Here is a 16,974-nt window from a genome sequence, read left to right as displayed (position 1 = left end):
GACGTCCCTCTCAGGTGGGGTTTCCCGTGGAATGGTCGTGCACTGTTGGCTCAATGCGGTCGGAACGTTTACCCGGCGTTTAGTATGTCGAACCTTCGTTGCTGGCCGACAGAGGGGTGGCGATGTCTTCCAGCGACCTGCCCTCGGCGTCAACCGCCAGGAACCAGGCGACCAGACCGCCGGCCATCATCACCACGGCCCCAAGCAGATAGCCGAGGAACAGCGGTAGGGATTGTTCGGCGTCGCCGATCAGCGCGCCGTAGATCACCGGTCCGAGGGCGCCGAAACACTGGGCGATCGCGAAGAACACCGCGATGGCTTTGGCCCGGACCTCCAGCGGGAAGATCTCACTCACGGTGAGGTAAGCCGCGCTGGCACCGGCTGACGCGATGTAGAAGATGACGCACCAGGCGATGGTCTGGGTGATGGCGTTGAGCATCCCGGCCTGGAATAACGCTGCGCTGACCGCGAGTAGCAGCCCGGACAGCCCGTAGGTGCCGGCGATCATCTTCCGGCGGCCGATCGTGTCGAAGAAGTGACCAATCGTCAACGGTCCCAGCAGGTTTCCTACGGCGAACGCGATCAGGTAGAGCGGTGTCGACGCCGACGGCACGCCGTAGAACTTGCCCAGCACCAGGGTGTAGGTGAAGAAAATGGCGTTGTAGAGGAACGACTGGCTGATCATCAACGTGGCGCCCAGCACGGCGCGGCTCGGGTAGTCGCGGAACAGCACCCGGGTCAATGCGAGGTAACCGATCTGTTCGGCTGGGCGCAACGATATGGCCTTGGACTCGTCGACCTCTGGCAGCGTCGTCCCGGCCGCCTGCACTTCCTGCTCGATGTAGGAGATCGTGTTCTCGGCTTGTTCGGTGCGTCCGTTCATGACCTGCCAGCGCGGGCTTTCGGGCAGGTTTCGCCGGACCAGCACGATGACCACGGCCAGCACCGGTCCGATCAGGAAGGCCAGCCGCCAGCCCAGACTCAGGTCGATGACCTTGAGGAAGACGAAGGTGCCCAACGTCCCGAGGACCGCGCCCGCCCAGTACGTCCCGTTCACCGCGATGTCGACGCGGCCGCGGTAGCGCGCCGGGATGAGTTCGTCGATCGCCGAGTTGATGGCCGCGTACTCGCCGCCGATGCCCGTCCCCGCGATGAACCGGGTGATGTAGAGGAACACGAGCCAGCCGGCGCTGTTGCCCAGCGTGAAAGCGGTGAGGCCGCTGCCGACCAGGTACACGACCAGCGTGACCATGAACAGGTTTCGCCGGCCGAGCTTGTCGGACATGCGGCCGAAGAACAGCGCACCGATCACCTCTCCGGCAAGGTAGACGGTGGCGAGGAACCCGACCGCCGTCGAGGAAAGGTGCAGGGTTTCGGGCTGGGTCAGGGTGTCGGCGACCGCGCTGGCCACGGTGATCTCGAGTCCGTCGAGTATCCAGGCCACCCCGAGCGCCACCACCAGCCGCGTATGGAAGGGAGACCACGGCAACCGGTCGATGCGGGCGGGAATCAGGCTGCGGATGGGGGCGTCAGGCACACGTCCTCGTTCCCGGCGTGGGGCTTTCGGAAACCTCATTCATGCGGGGCGCCCCCCGGTGGCTGCGCGTACACGCGTTCGCCGGTGATGAGGTCTTCGTCGTCGAAGCCGAAGATTGCCCAGAGCCGGACCTCGAACGACTCACTGGTCGCGACCGGGGTGCCGCGCAGCCAGAACTCGATCAGGACATCGCCGTCGTCGAGGTGAGTGAGTTCGATGAGCTCGTTCGTCTGATCCGGCACCGTGGTGCGGCCGTCAAGCCAGAACTGCATCACCTCGTCGGGGCCGTCGAACACCGTGCCGTCCGGCAATTCGTAGCGGGGATGGCTGAAGGTGGCCATGGTGCGGTCCCACTGCTGCACGTTCTCGCTCTGCATGTGCTCGATGACCACCGCCGCCCTGCGGGCTCTGCGCTCCTCGTCCGACCCCGTCATCGGCGCCCCTTTCTCGTCATCCCAGCGGGTTTCCAAGCCCGACAACAAGATTGATGGTGACGGCCAGGATCACCGCTCCGAAGAGATAGGAGAGCAGGGCCTGGCCCAGCGCGATGCGGCGCAGTTGGCCGGTCTGCAAATTCGTGTCAGAAACCTGGTACGTCATGCCGACGGTAAATCCTAGATAGAAGAAGTCAAAGAACCGCGGATTGTCGGTGCCGTCGAAGTTGATTCCGCCAGCCGGGTTCGAGTAGTAGACATCGGCGTAGCGGAGGCTGAACACGGTGTGGACGACGCACCACGCCGCGATGATGCTGATGACCCCGACGCCGGCGGCGAGGTTCTTCTCCGTCCCTGCCTTTGAGCCGGCGGCCAGCAGTTGCGCGACGCCGGCCAGACTCGCCACGCTCGCCGTCAGCAGGACGGCGTCGGTCATCCAGTGACGTGGCGGCGCCTCGGGCCGCACGTGCTCGCGCGTCTCGTCGGCATCCATCGGCAACACGACCAGCCAGGTCCACACCAGATAGATCCCGGCCGCGACGATCCAGCCCGCGCTGGAGGCATACTCCCAGCCGGCGGTCCATCCCATCAGGACCAAGGCGGTGGCACCGAGTCCGAAGGCCACCAACAGGCGAGGGAAAACGTGGGTGTGCCAGGGCGGTCGGGTCATGTTGTCTTCAGAAGTTCAAGCTGGAGAACATGACTCGGTTCGGGTCGTACTTCTGGCGGACCGCGCTGAGGCGGGCCAGGTTCGACCCGAAGTACCGTGCCGCCGGTTGGTTGGCCTCGATGTAGTTCACGTAACCGCCGACCGAAGACCCCCGCACCGCTTGGTGCGCCGTGTTCAACCATCCGGTGGCGGCCGACGGCGAACCCGTCTCGACGTACCACTGCACCAGCGCGGCCTGCTGCCGCCACGGGAAGGCCGTGGCCGTCGGCGCCACGGTGGCCAGCGCGCCGTCCAGTGCATGCATGATCACCAGCCCGCGGCCCGCCTCCCGCGGAAAGGCCTCGACCGCCTTTGCGATGCCCTGTGCCGCGGCCGCGTTGATAACCGGCAGCACGTCGGATCCCCCGACATAGCCCAGCGGCGACGGATTGAGATTGTTGACGGCCAGATACCGGACCAGGTCGAGGTAGTTGAAGGTATGGTGCTCGGTCCCGGTCGGTTGCAGGCCAACGGTTTTCACGATTGCGCTCTCCACGCTGGCTCCGGACCCGGCCGGGCAGGTCGCCAGGATGCGGCAGCTGGTTCCCATCCCGTCGATCGTGGCATCCGCCAGTGCCCAGCTGTTCTTGTCTGCGGTGCGCAGCCAGTTCTGCCAGCCGACGAGCACCTGAGCGAATGATTGCGCGGGGAAATTGAGATTGACGGCGTCCACATCGCTGGTTGCGAACGTGGCGAACGTCAGTGACGTTGTCACGCCGAAGTTGCCTCCCCCGCCGCCGCGCAGCGCCCAGAACAGGTCGGGTTGGCTGCTAGCCGACGCGGTGACGGCCTGGCCACCGGGAAGTACCACCGACGCCGAGGTCAGCGCGTCGGACAGCAGGCCGGCGTGCCGGGACTGCGCCCCGAGGCCGCCACCGAGTGCGTGTCCGGAGACGCCGACGGATGGGCAGGTGCCGGTCGGAATTCCCCGTCCGGCCGCGGCCAGTGCCTGATGCACCGCGTACAGGCTGGTGGCGGGCGTGACCGTGACCAGTCCGGTGGCGGCGTCGTACTTGATGTCACCCGGGAGTTGGCGCAGGTCGAGCACCATCGCGCCGTCTGGCGTGGACGCCCCCACGTACGAATGCCCACCGCTGCGCGGTGCGACCTTGACGTTCCGCGCGGCAGCGAACGCCATGGCCTTCTGCACGTCCGCCGCCGAGGTCGGGACGACTACGGCGGCGGGCGTCGAACCGTTGTAGTTGGTGTTGAAAACGCTTTTGGCCGTCGCGAATTGACCGTCAGCAGGGGTGAGCACCTGCCCGCCGATAGCCAGGCCGTTCCAGCCGGAATTGGCCGGGTCCGCGGTGGCGCGAACCGTGCCGAAAACCGTGCCCGCGGCCAGCGCTCCGGCGGCAGCCCGCAAGAACGTCTGCCGGGAGATCTCGCGCGGTTGGCGCGGTTGCGTCATGCCCGCATTGTGGTCTGCTGGCCTGTCGAGTAAGGCCCCGGCAGGCCACGTGTCGCGAGACGTTAGCCGACCGTGACCAAGCCCGCCCACGTTTCGTTTGGTGGCTCATGGGGTAAACGCTCACGTCGAGTTCAGATCAGAGCCCGGACCCCCTTACTGCTAAAGGTCGGAGGATGATCGTGGGATCGACGGGTGAATATGCCGATGTAACGCCGCTGTTCCAGGTATTGCGGGAGCTCGAGCCCGGCACTCCCGCCCACCGCCGGCAACGCGACTCGATCATCGAGCGGTGCTTGCCGCTGGCCGACCACATCGCCCGGCGCTACCGGGACCGTGGTGAGGCGTTCGAAGATCTGGTTCAGGTGGCCCGGATAGGTCTGGTCAACGCGGTCGACCGCTTCAATGTCGACAATGGCGCGGAGTTCCTGTCTTTTGCCGTTCCGACCATCACCGGCGAGGTGCGCCGGCACTTCCGCGACCACGGGTGGGCGGTCAAGGTGCCGCGGCGAATCAAAGACCTGCAGGCGCAATTGACCGCCGCGACAAACGATCTCACGCGGGAACTGCACCGGGCCCCCAATGCATCCGAGATCGCTGAGCGATTGGGCGTGGACCGTGCGCTGGTGGTCGACGCGATGGTCGCCAGCAGCAACTACTCCGTGTTGTCGATGGACGCTCCGCGCGGTGAGGACGACGAGCACCGCTCGCTTGCCGACACGATGGGCGGCGTCGATGCGCGGCTGGAGAAGGTGCTGAGTGTGCAGACGGCGCGGCCGTTGATCGCAGCACTGCCGGAGCGGGAGCGAACCGTGATCAAGCTGCGGTTCTTCGACGAGCTGACGCAGAGCGAGATCGCCGACCGCATCGGGTGTTCGCAGATGCATGTGTCTCGGCTGCTGGCCAAGGCGTTGCAGACGTTGCGCAACGGCGCTGAGCGGCGGAGATTCGCCGAAGCGGGGTAAAGGCCTTTGCGGGGAGCGTTTGGCCACAGGGGTCACTTGCGTCGCTTGGGTCACTTGCGTCGCCCCGGTGGACGATGTGCCTTACTGCCCGGCTATGCGCGACAATGTCGGAGTTATCCGATTGAGGGCGGCGGACAGCTCGCCGAGCGTGTGGGATATGGACAAAAACGGGCGCTGGATTGCCGCAGGAGCTGGCGGCGCGGATCGCTTCGCAGTTTAAGGACAGTTCGCTGTACTCACCGGTCCATGCCTGCGATCACTTTCTAGCCGGCTTGGACCCCGATGAATTCCAACCCGGCGCGAATAGCGGGGCGGTGCCGCAAGATTCGGTAATGAGCTAATCGGCCGAGCCCTCGTGTCGTCACTAGCTGTGCGCCTGGCCATGCCGTCGCGAGTCGCTCGCTGGCGGCATAGGGGCTGTCCGGGTCGTCGGGATCGTGGATGAGGAGCAACGGTGGGTAGTTGGCTCGTCGACCGATCCGCGTCATATTCGTCTCTTGCAGCGGCATAGCGATTCGTTTTTCCAAACGACGCTGCAGACCCGCGCGGATCCGGCGACCGAAGCCATGGCGTGCGGCGAATAGGTCGAGATAGAGAGGAAAATTGCCCATGGGCGCTAAAAAGACCAAGCGCCCTACCTGCGCTCCCTGCGCCGCCGCCAATGCAGTCGCGTTCGCACCGAGTGAGTGAGCCACTACGGCGTGGGCGGGTCCGTGGGTCTCGATCATGGCCGCAATCGCGTCGGCACACTCGATGGCAGTGGTACGCCCCGGCGCCAGCGCACCAGGATCCGATTCGTTGTGGCTGGGCAAGTCGAACGCAACGACCCGGTACCCCGCCTCCACCAGCGGTTTGACGAACACTGCCAAATGCGCGCGCTGACCGCCCCAACCGTGGACCAGGTATATCGGCGTCCCCTCGCCCCATTCCTCGCCAGCGACCCGATGCCCATCCCAATACGCTGCTATCGGCCTACCCGGGGAAACACCGGGCGGCATGCGCAGACTCGACTCGAGAACCGGTGGGGTGCACCATAACTCGACGGCCCACCGCGATCCCAAGTAGGGCGCGAACCGCTCGAGCAGCCAAAAAGTCCGGCGCACTCTGACAGCGACCGGGGGAAGGACTCCGGAGCCCACGACGTCGAGCGGGGGGATCTCGCCGGCCTGTGCTTGCGCCGACGCCGGTCCAGGAGCTCCTTCAGTCATCAACGCGATCGTAGTAGGGGCTACAGAACGAAATGGTCGAGATGCCGCAAATGCTGCCCCGACACGCCTACTTCGACACACATCGCCGTGTTGCGAGAGCTTGCTTTCCAGGAAGGCCGCGACCGGCGGAGCGCGACTTCGGGCCGCAGGTCTTGCTCAGCCCACTGGCAGCACCGGCGTCGGCGGGCTGACCACTGTGTTCGACGCGCTTGGTGCACGCCGCGAATGGCATATCTGACGCACGGACGGGATGATGGCGACCGATGAGTGCGGAGGTTCTGGGAACCCTGGCTGAGCGAGATTGAGGCCGCGTCCGCCGCCGGTGACGACGTGCGCCTGGCGGCGGTATTGGACGATCTCTGGCGCTTTCCCTTCCACGAGCAGCGCGCGCGACGGCATGATTGCTGGGATATCGTCGGCTTCATCCGGCTGGCGAGGCGCGCGGCTTCGTGGCCCGGCGCGTTCGTGCAAGGGGCGCAGCACTTTTCATCAACTTTGCGCAGCTCCCGGAAGGGCAGCGTTACGCCTACTCGGCGACCAGGCCAGGCAACTGCAGCTATGGCGCCGCGCCCGCTCTGCCAGTTCCGACGACGCCCCCGCAAACTCGTGGTCGCACAGATGCGGCTGGCGAGCGATTACGAATGATCGCTCCTTGGCCGGATCACACTAGGAACAGGGCAAAGACAAGGCCGGCGAGAAACGCTATATATGGTTCTAACCGTAAATTCGCTGGCGTAAGAGCAATCTGCCGCAAACTCATCACGACGAGGGACATGACAAGGGTCAAACGGCCTCGGCAGGGACGACGAGTTCCGGCGGTCTTCCTCGCGGCCGTAGCAACGGTGTTCGCGGCCGGTGCGGTGCTGTTCGGATTCACTTTCTACGACCGTTACTGGCGCTGGAGGGACTGCTTCAATGAACTCGGGCGCTGCTACGATCCCGAAAACCAAAACGTCTACCTCGAACAAGCCGGCGTCGTATGGGGCGGGTTGACAGGCGTCTGCGTCGTCTGCGTGGTCATTGCAGCGCCGCTGGCATGGCTATCCATGCGTTCACCGGCCGACTTCAGTAATCGACTACTCAAGTAGGCGATTACAATTCACACCTCGTTTCCCCAATGCAAAGCGACGGCTGGCGCGCGGCCTTTCCCGCAATGCGACGCGCTACGACCCACACTCTCTACCAAGATCGACCAGGAACTAGTCGGACGACGTTCGGAGCGGCTCGACCCCGACGAAGTCGTGTCCCAGCGCAATATATGAGTGTGTCGGGCGACCAGAAACTACCGTCAGGGTGCGTTTCACGATTTACAAGTAATGAAATTCATTCAGCTCACCAGCTAGCAAAAAACCCGGCTAATGACGCCTGGCCGATGGTATTCTCCGCCAACGCTGAAGCGCCGCGTTAACCAGTTCTGTCATGGTTGGAGAGACCCTTGTCATACGTAATCACAGCACCTGAGGCATTGAGCGCGGCGGCCGGGGACTTGGCCAAAATCGCGGACTCGATCAATACCACCAGAGCTGCGGTGGCATCCCACACGACCGGGATCATGGCGGCGGCGGCCGATGAGGTGTCGACGGCTGTCGCAAAGTTGTTTTCCGCCCACGGACTCCAGTACCAGTCACTCAGCACCCAGGCGACGGCGTTTCACGACCGGTTCGTGCAGGCCGTAGCCGCTGGTGCGGGCTCGTATGCCGGCGCCGAGGCCGCCGCCGCGTCGCCGCTACAAAGTGTGCTCGATGCGATCAATTCGCCCTTCCTGGCGGGGACCGGCCGCCCGTTGATTGGCAACGGGGCCAACGGGACCGCGGCGAATCCCAACGGCGGTGACGGCGGTCTCTTACTCGGCAACGGCGGCACCGGCTACACGCAAACAACGGCTGGCGTAGCCGGTGGCCGCGGCGGCAACGCTGGATTGCTTGGCAATGGCGGCGCGGGCGGGGGAGCCGGGGCCGGTGCAAACGGCGGCAGCGGTGGCGCCGGCGGAATGCTCTATGGCAGCGGCGGCACCGGCGGCGCCGGTGGGGCTGCCACGCTGCTCCTCGGCCCCGGCGTTGGCGGTGCGGGTGGAGACGCAGGGCTGTGGGGCCGCGGCGGGGCCGGGGGCCCGGGCGGAGCGGGCCTGGCCGGGGTTGCCGGCACAAACACCACAACATCGCAGGCCGCGGGAGGCGGCAACGGCACTAGCGCGTCCAACGCTCCTGGCGGCGCAGGCAACCCAGGTGCTAACGGCGCCGCTGGCACGAACCAGGTCGGCGGCACGGGTGGAGTTGGCGGCTCGAGTAATTACATTGACGACGACAGCACCGCGACGGCGGGCGACGGCGGCGCCGGAGGCGTCGGGGGCACCGGGGCCGCCGGTGGTGCCGGCGGTGTCGGAGGTGCCGGTGGTGGCGGCGGCGCCGGCGGACTGCTGTTCGGCGACGGAGGCGCCGGCGGTGTCGGTGGTGTCGGGGGCGCAGGAGGTGCCGGCGCCGTCGGCGGGGCGGGTGGTCTCGGCGGTACCGGCGGTAAAGGCACCGCCTTCAACGGAGCCGGTATCGCATCGGGGGCCGAGGGCGGAAACGGTGGCAGCGGTGGCACCGGCGGCGTTGGCGGCGTCGGCGGGACAGGCGGTGATGGCGGTGTCGGGGGTGCCGGTGGTCGCGGTGGGTTGTTCGGCAGCGGCGGTGCGGCCGGCAACGGGGGCGCTGGTGGCGCCGGCGGACAGGGCGGTGGCGGCGGCGTCGGGGGGGCAGGAGGCGCTGGTGGCAATGCCACTGCTGGGGTAATCGGGGGCACGGCTCACGCTTTTGCCGGCCACGGCGGCAACGGCGGCAACGGGGGCAACGGCGGTGACGGCGGCAACGGCGGCGTTGGCGGTGCTGCAGGTACGCCCGGTGCAGGACTCTTCGGCCTGGGCTTCTCAGGCTCGAGCGGCATCACGGGGCCCGTTGGGACCGGTGGCGCCGGCGGCGGCGGCGGAACCGGTAGTACGGCGGTCGGAGGGCCAGGCACATTCCAAAACAACGGCTTTGACGAGTTCGAAGGCGGAGTCCGGCAAGGTTCACCGAGTGTGGGCGTCAGCGGGTCTCCCGGCAACCCCGGATAGCCCAGCTGCGGTGCCCACCAGCATCCGGACCGCGCGCGAGCACGTCGGCGCCCGGGCGGAAACTGTTACTAGAACCTTTTCGAGTGCGACGGTCCGCTTTGGCATGGTCCTCACCGTCGGGGGAAGCGGGTGTCCCCCATATCCCAGCGTCAGCGGCATCTGGATCCAGGCAGCGACGCACCCGTTACCGACGCTAATCTCCCCAAATGTGCTCCCGGTCCCATAGAAATGGCCCCCAGGCTTGCGCCTGAGGGCCATTTCCGCTGGTAGCGGGGACAGGATTCGAACCTGCGACCTCTGGGTTATGAGCCCAGCGAGCTACCGAGCTGCTCCACCCCGCGTCGGTAAACGCAAGGTTACCCAACCCGTGGGGACCTGACCAAATCGCGCGGTCAGCCGCACGGCAGCGCCGCTTGCGGCGTCGGTCACCGGGTAGTACCACGGGGAGATCCGCCCTGAACCTGCACAAGGAGACGGCCATGTCGCAACACCTCGGGCCGAAGCTGGTCAGCTTCGCCACCGACATCGAGGGTGACACCGTCGCGCAGGCGAAGACCACCGCGTCGATGCCGTTCGTGCATCCGCACGTCACTCTGATGCCCGACGCCCACCTCGGTAAGGGTTCGGCCGTCGGTACCGTCATCCCCACCAAGGGCGCGGTCATACCGGCAGCCGTCGGCGTGGACATCGGCTGCGGCATGGTCGCCGCCAAGACGCGGTTCACCGAAGCCGACCTGTCGGAGAAGTTCGGCGGCGACTACCGACGCAACTTGCCCAAACTGCGGCGTGCGGTCGAGGACGCGATTCCGCTCTCCCCCGGCAATTACAACAAGACCTTGCAACGCTTCCCGTTCACTGCCAAGAAGCACAATGAGCTGCTCAGGCTGCAGGCCGACCTCGACGTCGACCTGTCGCACAGCCCAAAGTGGATGGAGCAGTTGGGATCTCTCGGTGGTGGGAACCACTTCATCGAATTGTGTCTGGACGCCGACGACAACGTATGGCTGTTCCTGCACAGCGGCTCCCGTGGCGTCGGCAACAAGATCGCACAACGCCACATCAACATTGCCCTGCAGCAGTGCACGAAGGACCCCTTGATCAAGCTGCCGAATCGGGACCTAGCGTTCCTCCAGGAAGGCACTCTCGAATTCGACCGGTACATCAAAGATTTGGAGTGGGCCCAGCGTTTCGCCTACCTCAACCGTGCCGAGATGCTGGACCGCTTTGTCCACGTCTTTGCTCAGTGGCTGGGTGTGCAGGCCCAGCGTGTGGAGTTGGAGCGAGTGAACACGCACCACAACTACACGGTCTCAACGCAAATCGATGGCGAGGCAGTCTGGCTGACCCGCAAGGGTGCAATCGACGCGACCGAGGGCAAGCTGGGCATCATCCCCGGCTCGATGGGCGACCGCTCATACATCGTGCGCGGCAAGGGAAACCGTGACGGCTTGTGGTCAGCGCCGCACGGCGCAGGACGCCGGTACAGCAGGACAAAGGCCAAGAAGCTGTTCTCCGAGCAGGACCTGGCCGCCGCAATGGTAGGCATCGAATACCGGCACGGCAAACAGTGGATCGACGAGATTCCCCAGGCCTACAAGGACATTGACCAGGTGATGGCGGATGCGGAACCGCTCGTCGAGATCGTCACCTCACTGCGGCAGATCATGAACGTCAAGGGCACCTAGACGTCCGGCAGGCGCTTGCTGAGCTGCTCCATCGTCAGCAGTTCGCGGCGGCCCGCAGTCAGGTATGGGATGCCGATTCCCAGTTGATCCCAGCGAGCGGCGATCCGGGCTTCCAGTGCCGGCGAGAGCTTGTTGATCGCCGGATAGTGACGTCCGCCCCACTCCGGGCGCGGCTCGAACTCCCAGCTTCGCGTCGCGTCGATGAGCACCCGCGTCCATTCGCCACTGCCGTACTTGGCCATGTTCGCCTTCTCCGGCGGCGTGGAGGGATCCAACGGCGAACCGAGAGTGGGCCCATAGAAGGAGATGTCGCCGAGGCCGGCGTTTACCCGGTAGGCAAGCGCCCAGTCGAGCGCCTGCGGATCGTGGATGTCGATGTCCTCCTCAACAACCATCACGTTCTTGTAGAACCAGATCGATCCGCTGGTCCCCCACAGGGCCGCCGCGACCTGCTGCGCGTGTCCGCGGTATGCCTTGTGGACCTGCACGACGATGTTGGTGCCGTTGGACACCTGCGACATCCACACATCGGTCACGCCTCGAACCCCAGCGCTTTCCAGCACGTTCCAGGCGATTGCCGAGCGGGCGTAGTTGATCATCGAATCCTCGACCAGAAATCCCGGTCGCATTCCTTCCAGCGAGCCACGCAGCACCGGGTCGTTGCGATGGGTGATCCGGGTGACTCGCAGCACCGGCGTCGGCGCGGCGTGGCCATCAAGGTACCCGGGGTATTCGGCGAACGGGCCCTCCGGCAGGTAGGTGGCCGGGTCAGGGTCGAGGTAACCCTCGACGACGATCTCGGCGCTCGCGGGGACATGCAACGGGACCGTTTCGCACCGCACCAAATCCACCGGCCTGCCGAGCAGCGCGCCCATCATGTCCCACTCGCAGACATCCTTCGGGAACGGGCTGCCGGCGCAGAACGGCAACACGTCGTGCCATCCGTACACGATGGCGACCGGCATCGGCTCCGGCCGGTACTGCTGGAGATGACCGCCCCAGCCTTGGATGGGCGCCAGCAGTTTGGCGATCTTGTCGCGGTCGACGACCATGCCGCGGTACACGCCGATGTTGTCGCGGCCGGTCACCTTGTCCTCGGTGACGACGCCGCAGAACGTGTCGATATACCGCCCGCCGTCCGCGGCATGCCATTTCGGCGCGGGGAATTGCCAGAGGTCGATGTCGTCGCCGGAGACGACGTTCTCCTGGACCGGACCGGTCTGCACAATGCGCGGCGGAACAGGTTGCTGGAAAGCGTCTTTGAGGTGACGGACGACGGCGCCATCGCTGGTGCCCGGCGGCAGGCCCAGCATGAGCCGGATCTGACACCGGTTTCCGATCGCCGACGTCAGGAACTTGGTGCACCGGGTGTCTTCGTGGCCGACGATATTCTCGAACAGCAGCGCGGGGCCACCGAGGGACAGGTTCGCCCGCGTGATCGCACCGATTTCCTCATCCCAGTCGACGCGGGCCGTGATGTGCCGCAGCTGGCCCGCGGCCTCGAGAGTGGCCAGCCAGCTACGCAGATCGGGTGCGGCTTCATTGCTCACGATGTCACCCCCGCAACCGATCGCGTGCCGTTTACGCCGTCCTTCCAGCGTTTGATCAGGTTGTGCTCAATGCCGAGTTGATCGATGACCCGGCCGACGATGTAGTCCGTCACCTCACCGATGGAGGTGGGTCGCGCGTAGTAGGCCACCGTCGGCGGGAAGATCACCACGCCCATCCGCGCCAGGTATTGCAGGTTGTCCAAATGGATCTCGCTCAACGGCGCCTCGCGCGCGACCAGAACGAGCTTGCGGCGTTCCTTCAGCGTCACGTCGGCGGCACGGGTGATCAGATTGTCGCTGAAGCCGATTCGAATGGCGCTCAAGGTTTTCATGCTGCACGGGCAGACGACCATGCCGTCCGTGCGGAAGGATCCGCTGGAAATCCCGGCGGCGAGGTCGCGGGCGCTGTATGCATGTGACGCCAATGCCCGGACATCGTTGACGGTGTAATCCGTCTCCATCTTGATCGTCGCCCGAGCCCAATCACTCAGTACCAGATGCGTTTCGATGTTCAGGTCGCGAAGGACCTGCAGCAGCCGGATACCGAGAACGGCTCCGGTTGCACCGGTCATGCCAACTACCAAGCGCATTGTGATCACTCCTTGGACAGCCCACGGGTCAAGCCCGAAACAATCAGCAGCACCGCGGTGAGAAATGCGTAACGCATGCTCCGGAACCCGAGCAGAACCAGTCGCTCCTGCCACGGTTTGCCGTGATGTCCTTGCGACAGAGTCGGATTGGCGGCTGCGGTGCCGAGCGCCGCACCAAGTGTGGTGAACAACCAGTTGCCGTAGGTGCCGTAGAGCGTTGTCCAGCGGGCCGCTCGGCCGAGGTTGGGCGGCAGCTTGACCTGAGTCCAGATCGCGCCCAGCGCGATCAGGAAGGTGCCGTTCATCACCCCTTCCAGGTGCGCCGAAAGCGCCATGCGCATGTTGGTGAAGCGGCGCTGCTGGGTCCCCGTCACTACGCCGATCAGGAACAGCAACATGCCATGCCAAACCAACCGCCGGCCCGTCAGCTGCGTCTCGGTCATGGGACATTCCTCCTCGCGCCTCTGTGGCGCCGCACTTTGCGGGCCGGAGTTCTGCCCCACCAGCACGGTCGCCCACAGGCTTCCGCACGAGGCCGCGATACACCATCGCGGTACGGATCGGGACTTCGGATTCATGCGTCAAGCATGGGCTCCCCGTCGGCTCACCGACTCAGTCCGTTCTGACGTGTTTCCCACACTTTGAGTCATCGGGCGGTCCGCGCGGCGAGTAGATACTTGATCGCGCCCTGCCCGTTGGGACTGGTGTCCATGTCGCCGGCCGGCACGCCTGCCGCCTGCAGCAGGTCGCTCAATTCGCTTGAGCTGGTGACCCACCCGTGCGTCTGCAAATAATCCTCTGCGTCATTGCGTTCATGCGTGTACGTCAGCCCGCTGAAGTCGGCGTCAAGGCCGTACTGCCGCCAGGTTTCCCCGAGCGCCTCCATCAAGGCCCCGATGGACTGGGCCCCGCGAGGCAAATGATCGGCGATCAGACGGCTGCCCGGGGCGCTGAGCGCGGTGATGTCGTCCAGCATCCGATTCTGCGCGTCACCGGGGAGATAGCCGATCATCAGTCCCTCGAGCATCCACGCGCTGGGCCTCGAGCTGTCAAAGCCGGCCTCGCGCAGCGCCGCCGGCCAGTCCTGGCGCAGATCGGCAGCTACCGTGCGCAATTCGGCCGCTGGACGTGCCCCGAGGCCGGCCAACGTGGAGCTCTTGAACTCAAGCACCGCGGGTTGATCGATCTCGTAGACCACAACATCCGCCGGCCACGCCAACCGGTAGACGCGAGAATCCAGGCCCGATCCGACGATCACCGCCTGCTGGATACCGGCGGACGTCGACGCCGGGAAAAACTGGTCAAAGAAGTGCGCCCGTACCGCGAAAAATTCAGCGATCCACGCGCTTCCGAGGTCGGAATACTCGAGGTCACCGCGTGCCAATCGGGCGAAAAAATCGACACCGGCGGCGCAGACGAGCGGTGCGGCATAGGGATCACTGATGATCGGATTCGGCTGCCTGCTGGCCGCTGCCCTGGCCGCGGCGACCATGGTTGCTGTCACACCCACGCTCGTCGCCAGATCCCAGGTGTCGTTCTCGGTTCGTGCCATGTTGCCCTTTCTCATCGAATGGCGGTGCGCAGCAGCGTTGATGCGAGAGTCAGCGGTCCACGGGGACCAACCATGTTCATCAGATGCAGGAAACGCTGAACCATCAGCGGATCGGTATGGGCCGCAGTGACGATACGGTCCACGAATGCGTTGCGGAACCGAACTGATGCGGTGCGCTTTCCCGCTATCTGCGGCAACGCAAGGTCAGAACTCACCGCCATCCGCCAAGCCACGCCGACCTCTTTCGCGGCGCGACGGAAGAATCGCCGCGGCAGGTCCTCACCGCCGTCGCGCAGACAGTCGCGCAGAATCATCGCCTCGATAGCGGCGATCGACATGCCCTGGCCGTAGAGCGGATTGAAGGTGCACATCGCGTCGCCCATCACGATCAAGCCATCCGGCCGGTGGTCCAACTTGTCGTAGCGTCGCCACCGGTTCGCCGGGAACTTGTACTGCATGACGTCGGCAAGAGGCTCCGCGGACCGCGCCGCCGCCAGCACGTGTGGTGGCGCGACATCGGTCAGGCAATCGAACAACGCCGCTCGATCCCTGGGCGCCGGACGCCCTGCCAGCGTCTGCACCGCCAGCATGTAGTTGTCGTTCTCGCCGGTGAACATCGCGAAAGCCATTGGGCGGTGGGGCTCGGCCGCGGTGAGGGTCATATTCTCTTGCAATTTGCCGGGTGGGACATGGACCGGCAGACCCGAGTAAGTGACGTGCACCTTCAGTTCATCCTCGGGCGGACGACGATAGCCCATCTGCTCCAGAAAAATTGGCGTACGCGACCCGCGTCCGGTGGCATCCACCACCAGGTCGGACGCAAGGGTTCTTTCCGCACCGGACTCGCGCCGCGCCAATACCACACCGGTCACGCGACCACGCTCGCCGGTCGACGTCAGCCGCACCGCATCGTGAGCCTCGGTGAACGTCACGTTGGGAATGGCCTGCACATGGCGACGCAACCGCCATTCAAGAAACGGCCGGTGCGCGTAGTGGACGACGATCGACTCCGGGTCCGGAATGTTGCCGGACCGCAACAGTTGCTGCCCGCCGAAATTCATGCAAAGCCGCGACAGATCACCGTCGTCCCAGACCCGCGCACCGCCGGCAACCAGGTCGGCAAGGAAGCCTGGGAACAACTTTTCCATCGTTTGGGTGGCGCGTGCCGCGGGGATGTGCGGCAACCCACCCTGTGGCACTCCCCGACGGTTCAACGGGCCATTGGGCAAGGCATCACGTTCGACGACGATCACGTCTCGGTAGAAATCGGCGAGTACCCGCGCGGCCAGCAGCCCCGCGATACCGGCGCCAAGTACTACCGCATTACCTTTCGATTCAGACACTCTGTGCTCCAAGCTTGTTCACCCGAAATTCGGTGGGTGTGGTCGCGAGCAGACGGCGCATCACGGTGGCCAGATGTTGCGGACTGGCGAAACCGCACTGCCGTGCGATCTCGCCGATACTCAAGGCGGGATTGCCCAGCAGCTCACACGCCTTGGCGACCCGGCGGTTCATCAACCACCAATGGGGCGGCTCCCCCATGCCCTCACGAAACAGGGTCGCGACGCGTGCCGCCGAAAGTCCCACCAGTTCGGCAAGGTCGTCAAGGACGACATCATCGGACAGGTGGGCGTCGAGGTAGTCAACCAGGCGTTTCAGCCGCCAATCACGGTAACCCGCAACACTTCTGCCGCCTCTCGGAATCGAGCCCGAAAGGCTGGAATGCTCCCGGATCAGGCGGATGACCAGATGCTGGGCGAGCAGGTCGATTGTCATAGCCGAATAGGCGTCCGGGTAGCTCATTTCGCGAACGATCTGACGGCCGATGTGCTCCACGAACGGATCGCGCGAACACATCGGGTCGATGAGGGCAACAGAACCGGCTGCTCTCATCACACCGCTCTCCGCGGCGACGCGTTCTACCAGCCTGTGCGGCAGGTACACGTGCAGGTAGCTGAACGGACGTTGGGATCTGAATATGCCTCTGGGATACTCTCCGGCCGCAACCAGATTCATGTGGAAGGGCGGATGCGGGCGGCTCCACTTCTTCCGGCCGTTCGCGAAGTAGGTGTGGTGATGGTTGCCACTGAGCGCAAGGGATACCAGGTCGATGCCGTCCCGGGCCGGTCCCCGCAATTCGTAGACCGAATCGCCGTGAAAGCGCCAGATCGCCGCCGACACACCATGGCTCGCAGATGTGATGCGCTTGTGGGGTGCAAACCCCACGGCGCCCGCGATGTTG

General features: G+C 65.2%; 15 protein-coding genes and 1 tRNA gene. 4 read left to right on the top strand and 12 right to left on the bottom strand.

All coding sequences use genetic code 11. The features are described from left to right. Positions 1-79: 79 nt before the first annotated feature. Genes A9X01_RS28520 through A9X01_RS28505 form a run of 4 tightly spaced genes read right to left on the bottom strand, consistent with a single transcriptional unit; the run spans position 80 to position 4,091 of the window. Positions 80-1,537, bottom strand: a complete 1,458-nt coding sequence (locus tag A9X01_RS28520) for an MFS transporter (protein WP_253849477.1) — start codon at positions 1,535-1,537, stop codon at positions 80-82. 35 nt (positions 1,538-1,572) lie between these two features. Continuing rightward, positions 1,573-1,971 carry a nuclear transport factor 2 family protein gene (locus A9X01_RS28515; RefSeq protein WP_155772329.1) on the bottom strand — a complete coding sequence of 133 codons (399 nt, stop codon included), beginning with the start codon at positions 1,969-1,971 and terminating at the stop codon, positions 1,573-1,575. A 16-nt stretch (positions 1,972-1,987) separates the two neighbouring features. Then, positions 1,988-2,641, bottom strand: coding sequence for a DUF1345 domain-containing protein (locus A9X01_RS28510; RefSeq protein WP_065123920.1), 654 nt, complete (start codon positions 2,639-2,641; stop codon positions 1,988-1,990). 7 nt (positions 2,642-2,648) lie between these two features. Then, entirely contained in the window at positions 2,649-4,091 is a 1,443-nt protein-coding gene (locus tag A9X01_RS28505; protein WP_065123919.1) for an FAD-dependent oxidoreductase, read from the bottom strand. Between the two features lie 173 nt (positions 4,092-4,264). Here A9X01_RS28505 and A9X01_RS28500 point away from each other — a divergent pair, with 173 nt between their 5' ends. Beyond that, positions 4,265-5,053 (top strand): SigB/SigF/SigG family RNA polymerase sigma factor, encoded by a 789-nt coding sequence (locus A9X01_RS28500; RefSeq protein WP_065123918.1) that lies wholly within the window; start codon positions 4,265-4,267, stop codon positions 5,051-5,053. Between the two features lie 263 nt (positions 5,054-5,316). Here the strand turns inward: A9X01_RS28500 and A9X01_RS28495 are convergent, their stop codons facing one another. After that, on the bottom strand, positions 5,317-6,261 hold the full coding sequence (locus A9X01_RS28495) for an alpha/beta fold hydrolase (RefSeq protein WP_065123917.1): 945 nt from the start codon (positions 6,259-6,261) through the stop codon (positions 5,317-5,319). A 773-nt stretch (positions 6,262-7,034) separates the two neighbouring features. On the opposite strand from A9X01_RS28495, the gene A9X01_RS28485 reads away from it, so the two are divergent. Together A9X01_RS28485 and A9X01_RS32345 are read left to right on the top strand one after the other, a co-directional pair. Continuing rightward, entirely contained in the window at positions 7,035-7,349 is a 315-nt protein-coding gene (locus A9X01_RS28485) for a hypothetical protein (protein ID WP_216638953.1), read from the top strand. Positions 7,350-7,696: 347 nt separating this feature from the next. Beyond that, entirely contained in the window at positions 7,697-9,355 is a 1,659-nt protein-coding gene (locus A9X01_RS32345; RefSeq protein ID WP_081282683.1) for a PE family protein, read from the top strand. 264 nt (positions 9,356-9,619) lie between these two features. Here A9X01_RS32345 and A9X01_RS28475 read toward each other — a convergent pair. Next, positions 9,620-9,696: transfer RNA gene (locus A9X01_RS28475), tRNA-Met, on the bottom strand. Between the two features lie 138 nt (positions 9,697-9,834). On the opposite strand from A9X01_RS28475, the gene A9X01_RS28470 reads away from it, so the two are divergent. Further along, the gene (locus A9X01_RS28470; RefSeq protein WP_065123913.1) at positions 9,835-11,040 is read left to right on the top strand and encodes an RtcB family protein; all 1,206 of its coding nucleotides are present in this window, start codon (positions 9,835-9,837) and stop codon (positions 11,038-11,040) included. Here the strand turns inward: A9X01_RS28470 and A9X01_RS28465 are convergent. The 6 genes from A9X01_RS28465 to A9X01_RS28440 form a co-directional block, all read right to left on the bottom strand. Continuing rightward, complete coding sequence (locus A9X01_RS28465) at positions 11,037-12,590, bottom strand: UbiD family decarboxylase (protein WP_253849475.1); 1,554 nt, start codon at positions 12,588-12,590, stop codon at positions 11,037-11,039. The genes A9X01_RS28470 and A9X01_RS28465 overlap by 4 nt on opposite strands. Further along, positions 12,587-13,180 carry a UbiX family flavin prenyltransferase gene (locus tag A9X01_RS28460; protein ID WP_065123941.1) on the bottom strand — a complete coding sequence of 198 codons (594 nt, stop codon included), beginning with the start codon at positions 13,178-13,180 and terminating at the stop codon, positions 12,587-12,589. The genes A9X01_RS28465 and A9X01_RS28460 overlap by 4 nt, the downstream gene beginning before the upstream one ends. Before the next feature lie 5 nt (positions 13,181-13,185). Further along, positions 13,186-13,623, bottom strand: a complete 438-nt coding sequence (locus tag A9X01_RS28455) for a styrene oxide isomerase (RefSeq protein ID WP_065123911.1) — start codon at positions 13,621-13,623, stop codon at positions 13,186-13,188. Positions 13,624-13,826: 203 nt separating this feature from the next. Next, positions 13,827-14,732, bottom strand: a complete 906-nt coding sequence (locus tag A9X01_RS28450) for an SAM-dependent methyltransferase (RefSeq protein ID WP_065123910.1) — start codon at positions 14,730-14,732, stop codon at positions 13,827-13,829. An 11-nt stretch (positions 14,733-14,743) separates the two neighbouring features. Next, the gene (locus tag A9X01_RS28445; RefSeq protein WP_065123909.1) at positions 14,744-16,075 is read right to left on the bottom strand and encodes an FAD-dependent oxidoreductase; all 1,332 of its coding nucleotides are present in this window, start codon (positions 16,073-16,075) and stop codon (positions 14,744-14,746) included. Next, positions 16,068-16,913 (bottom strand): helix-turn-helix domain-containing protein, encoded by an 846-nt coding sequence (locus A9X01_RS28440; protein WP_253849473.1) that lies wholly within the window; start codon positions 16,911-16,913, stop codon positions 16,068-16,070. The genes A9X01_RS28445 and A9X01_RS28440 overlap by 8 nt, the downstream gene beginning before the upstream one ends. Between the last annotated feature and the right edge of the window lie 61 nt (positions 16,914-16,974).

This window comes from Mycobacterium asiaticum (assembly GCF_001668675.1).
GTDB lineage: Bacteria > Actinomycetota > Actinomycetes > Mycobacteriales > Mycobacteriaceae > Mycobacterium > Mycobacterium asiaticum_D.
The sequence above is the reverse complement of the archived record's forward strand: the minus strand, read 5'-3'. Positions and strand labels throughout refer to the sequence as shown.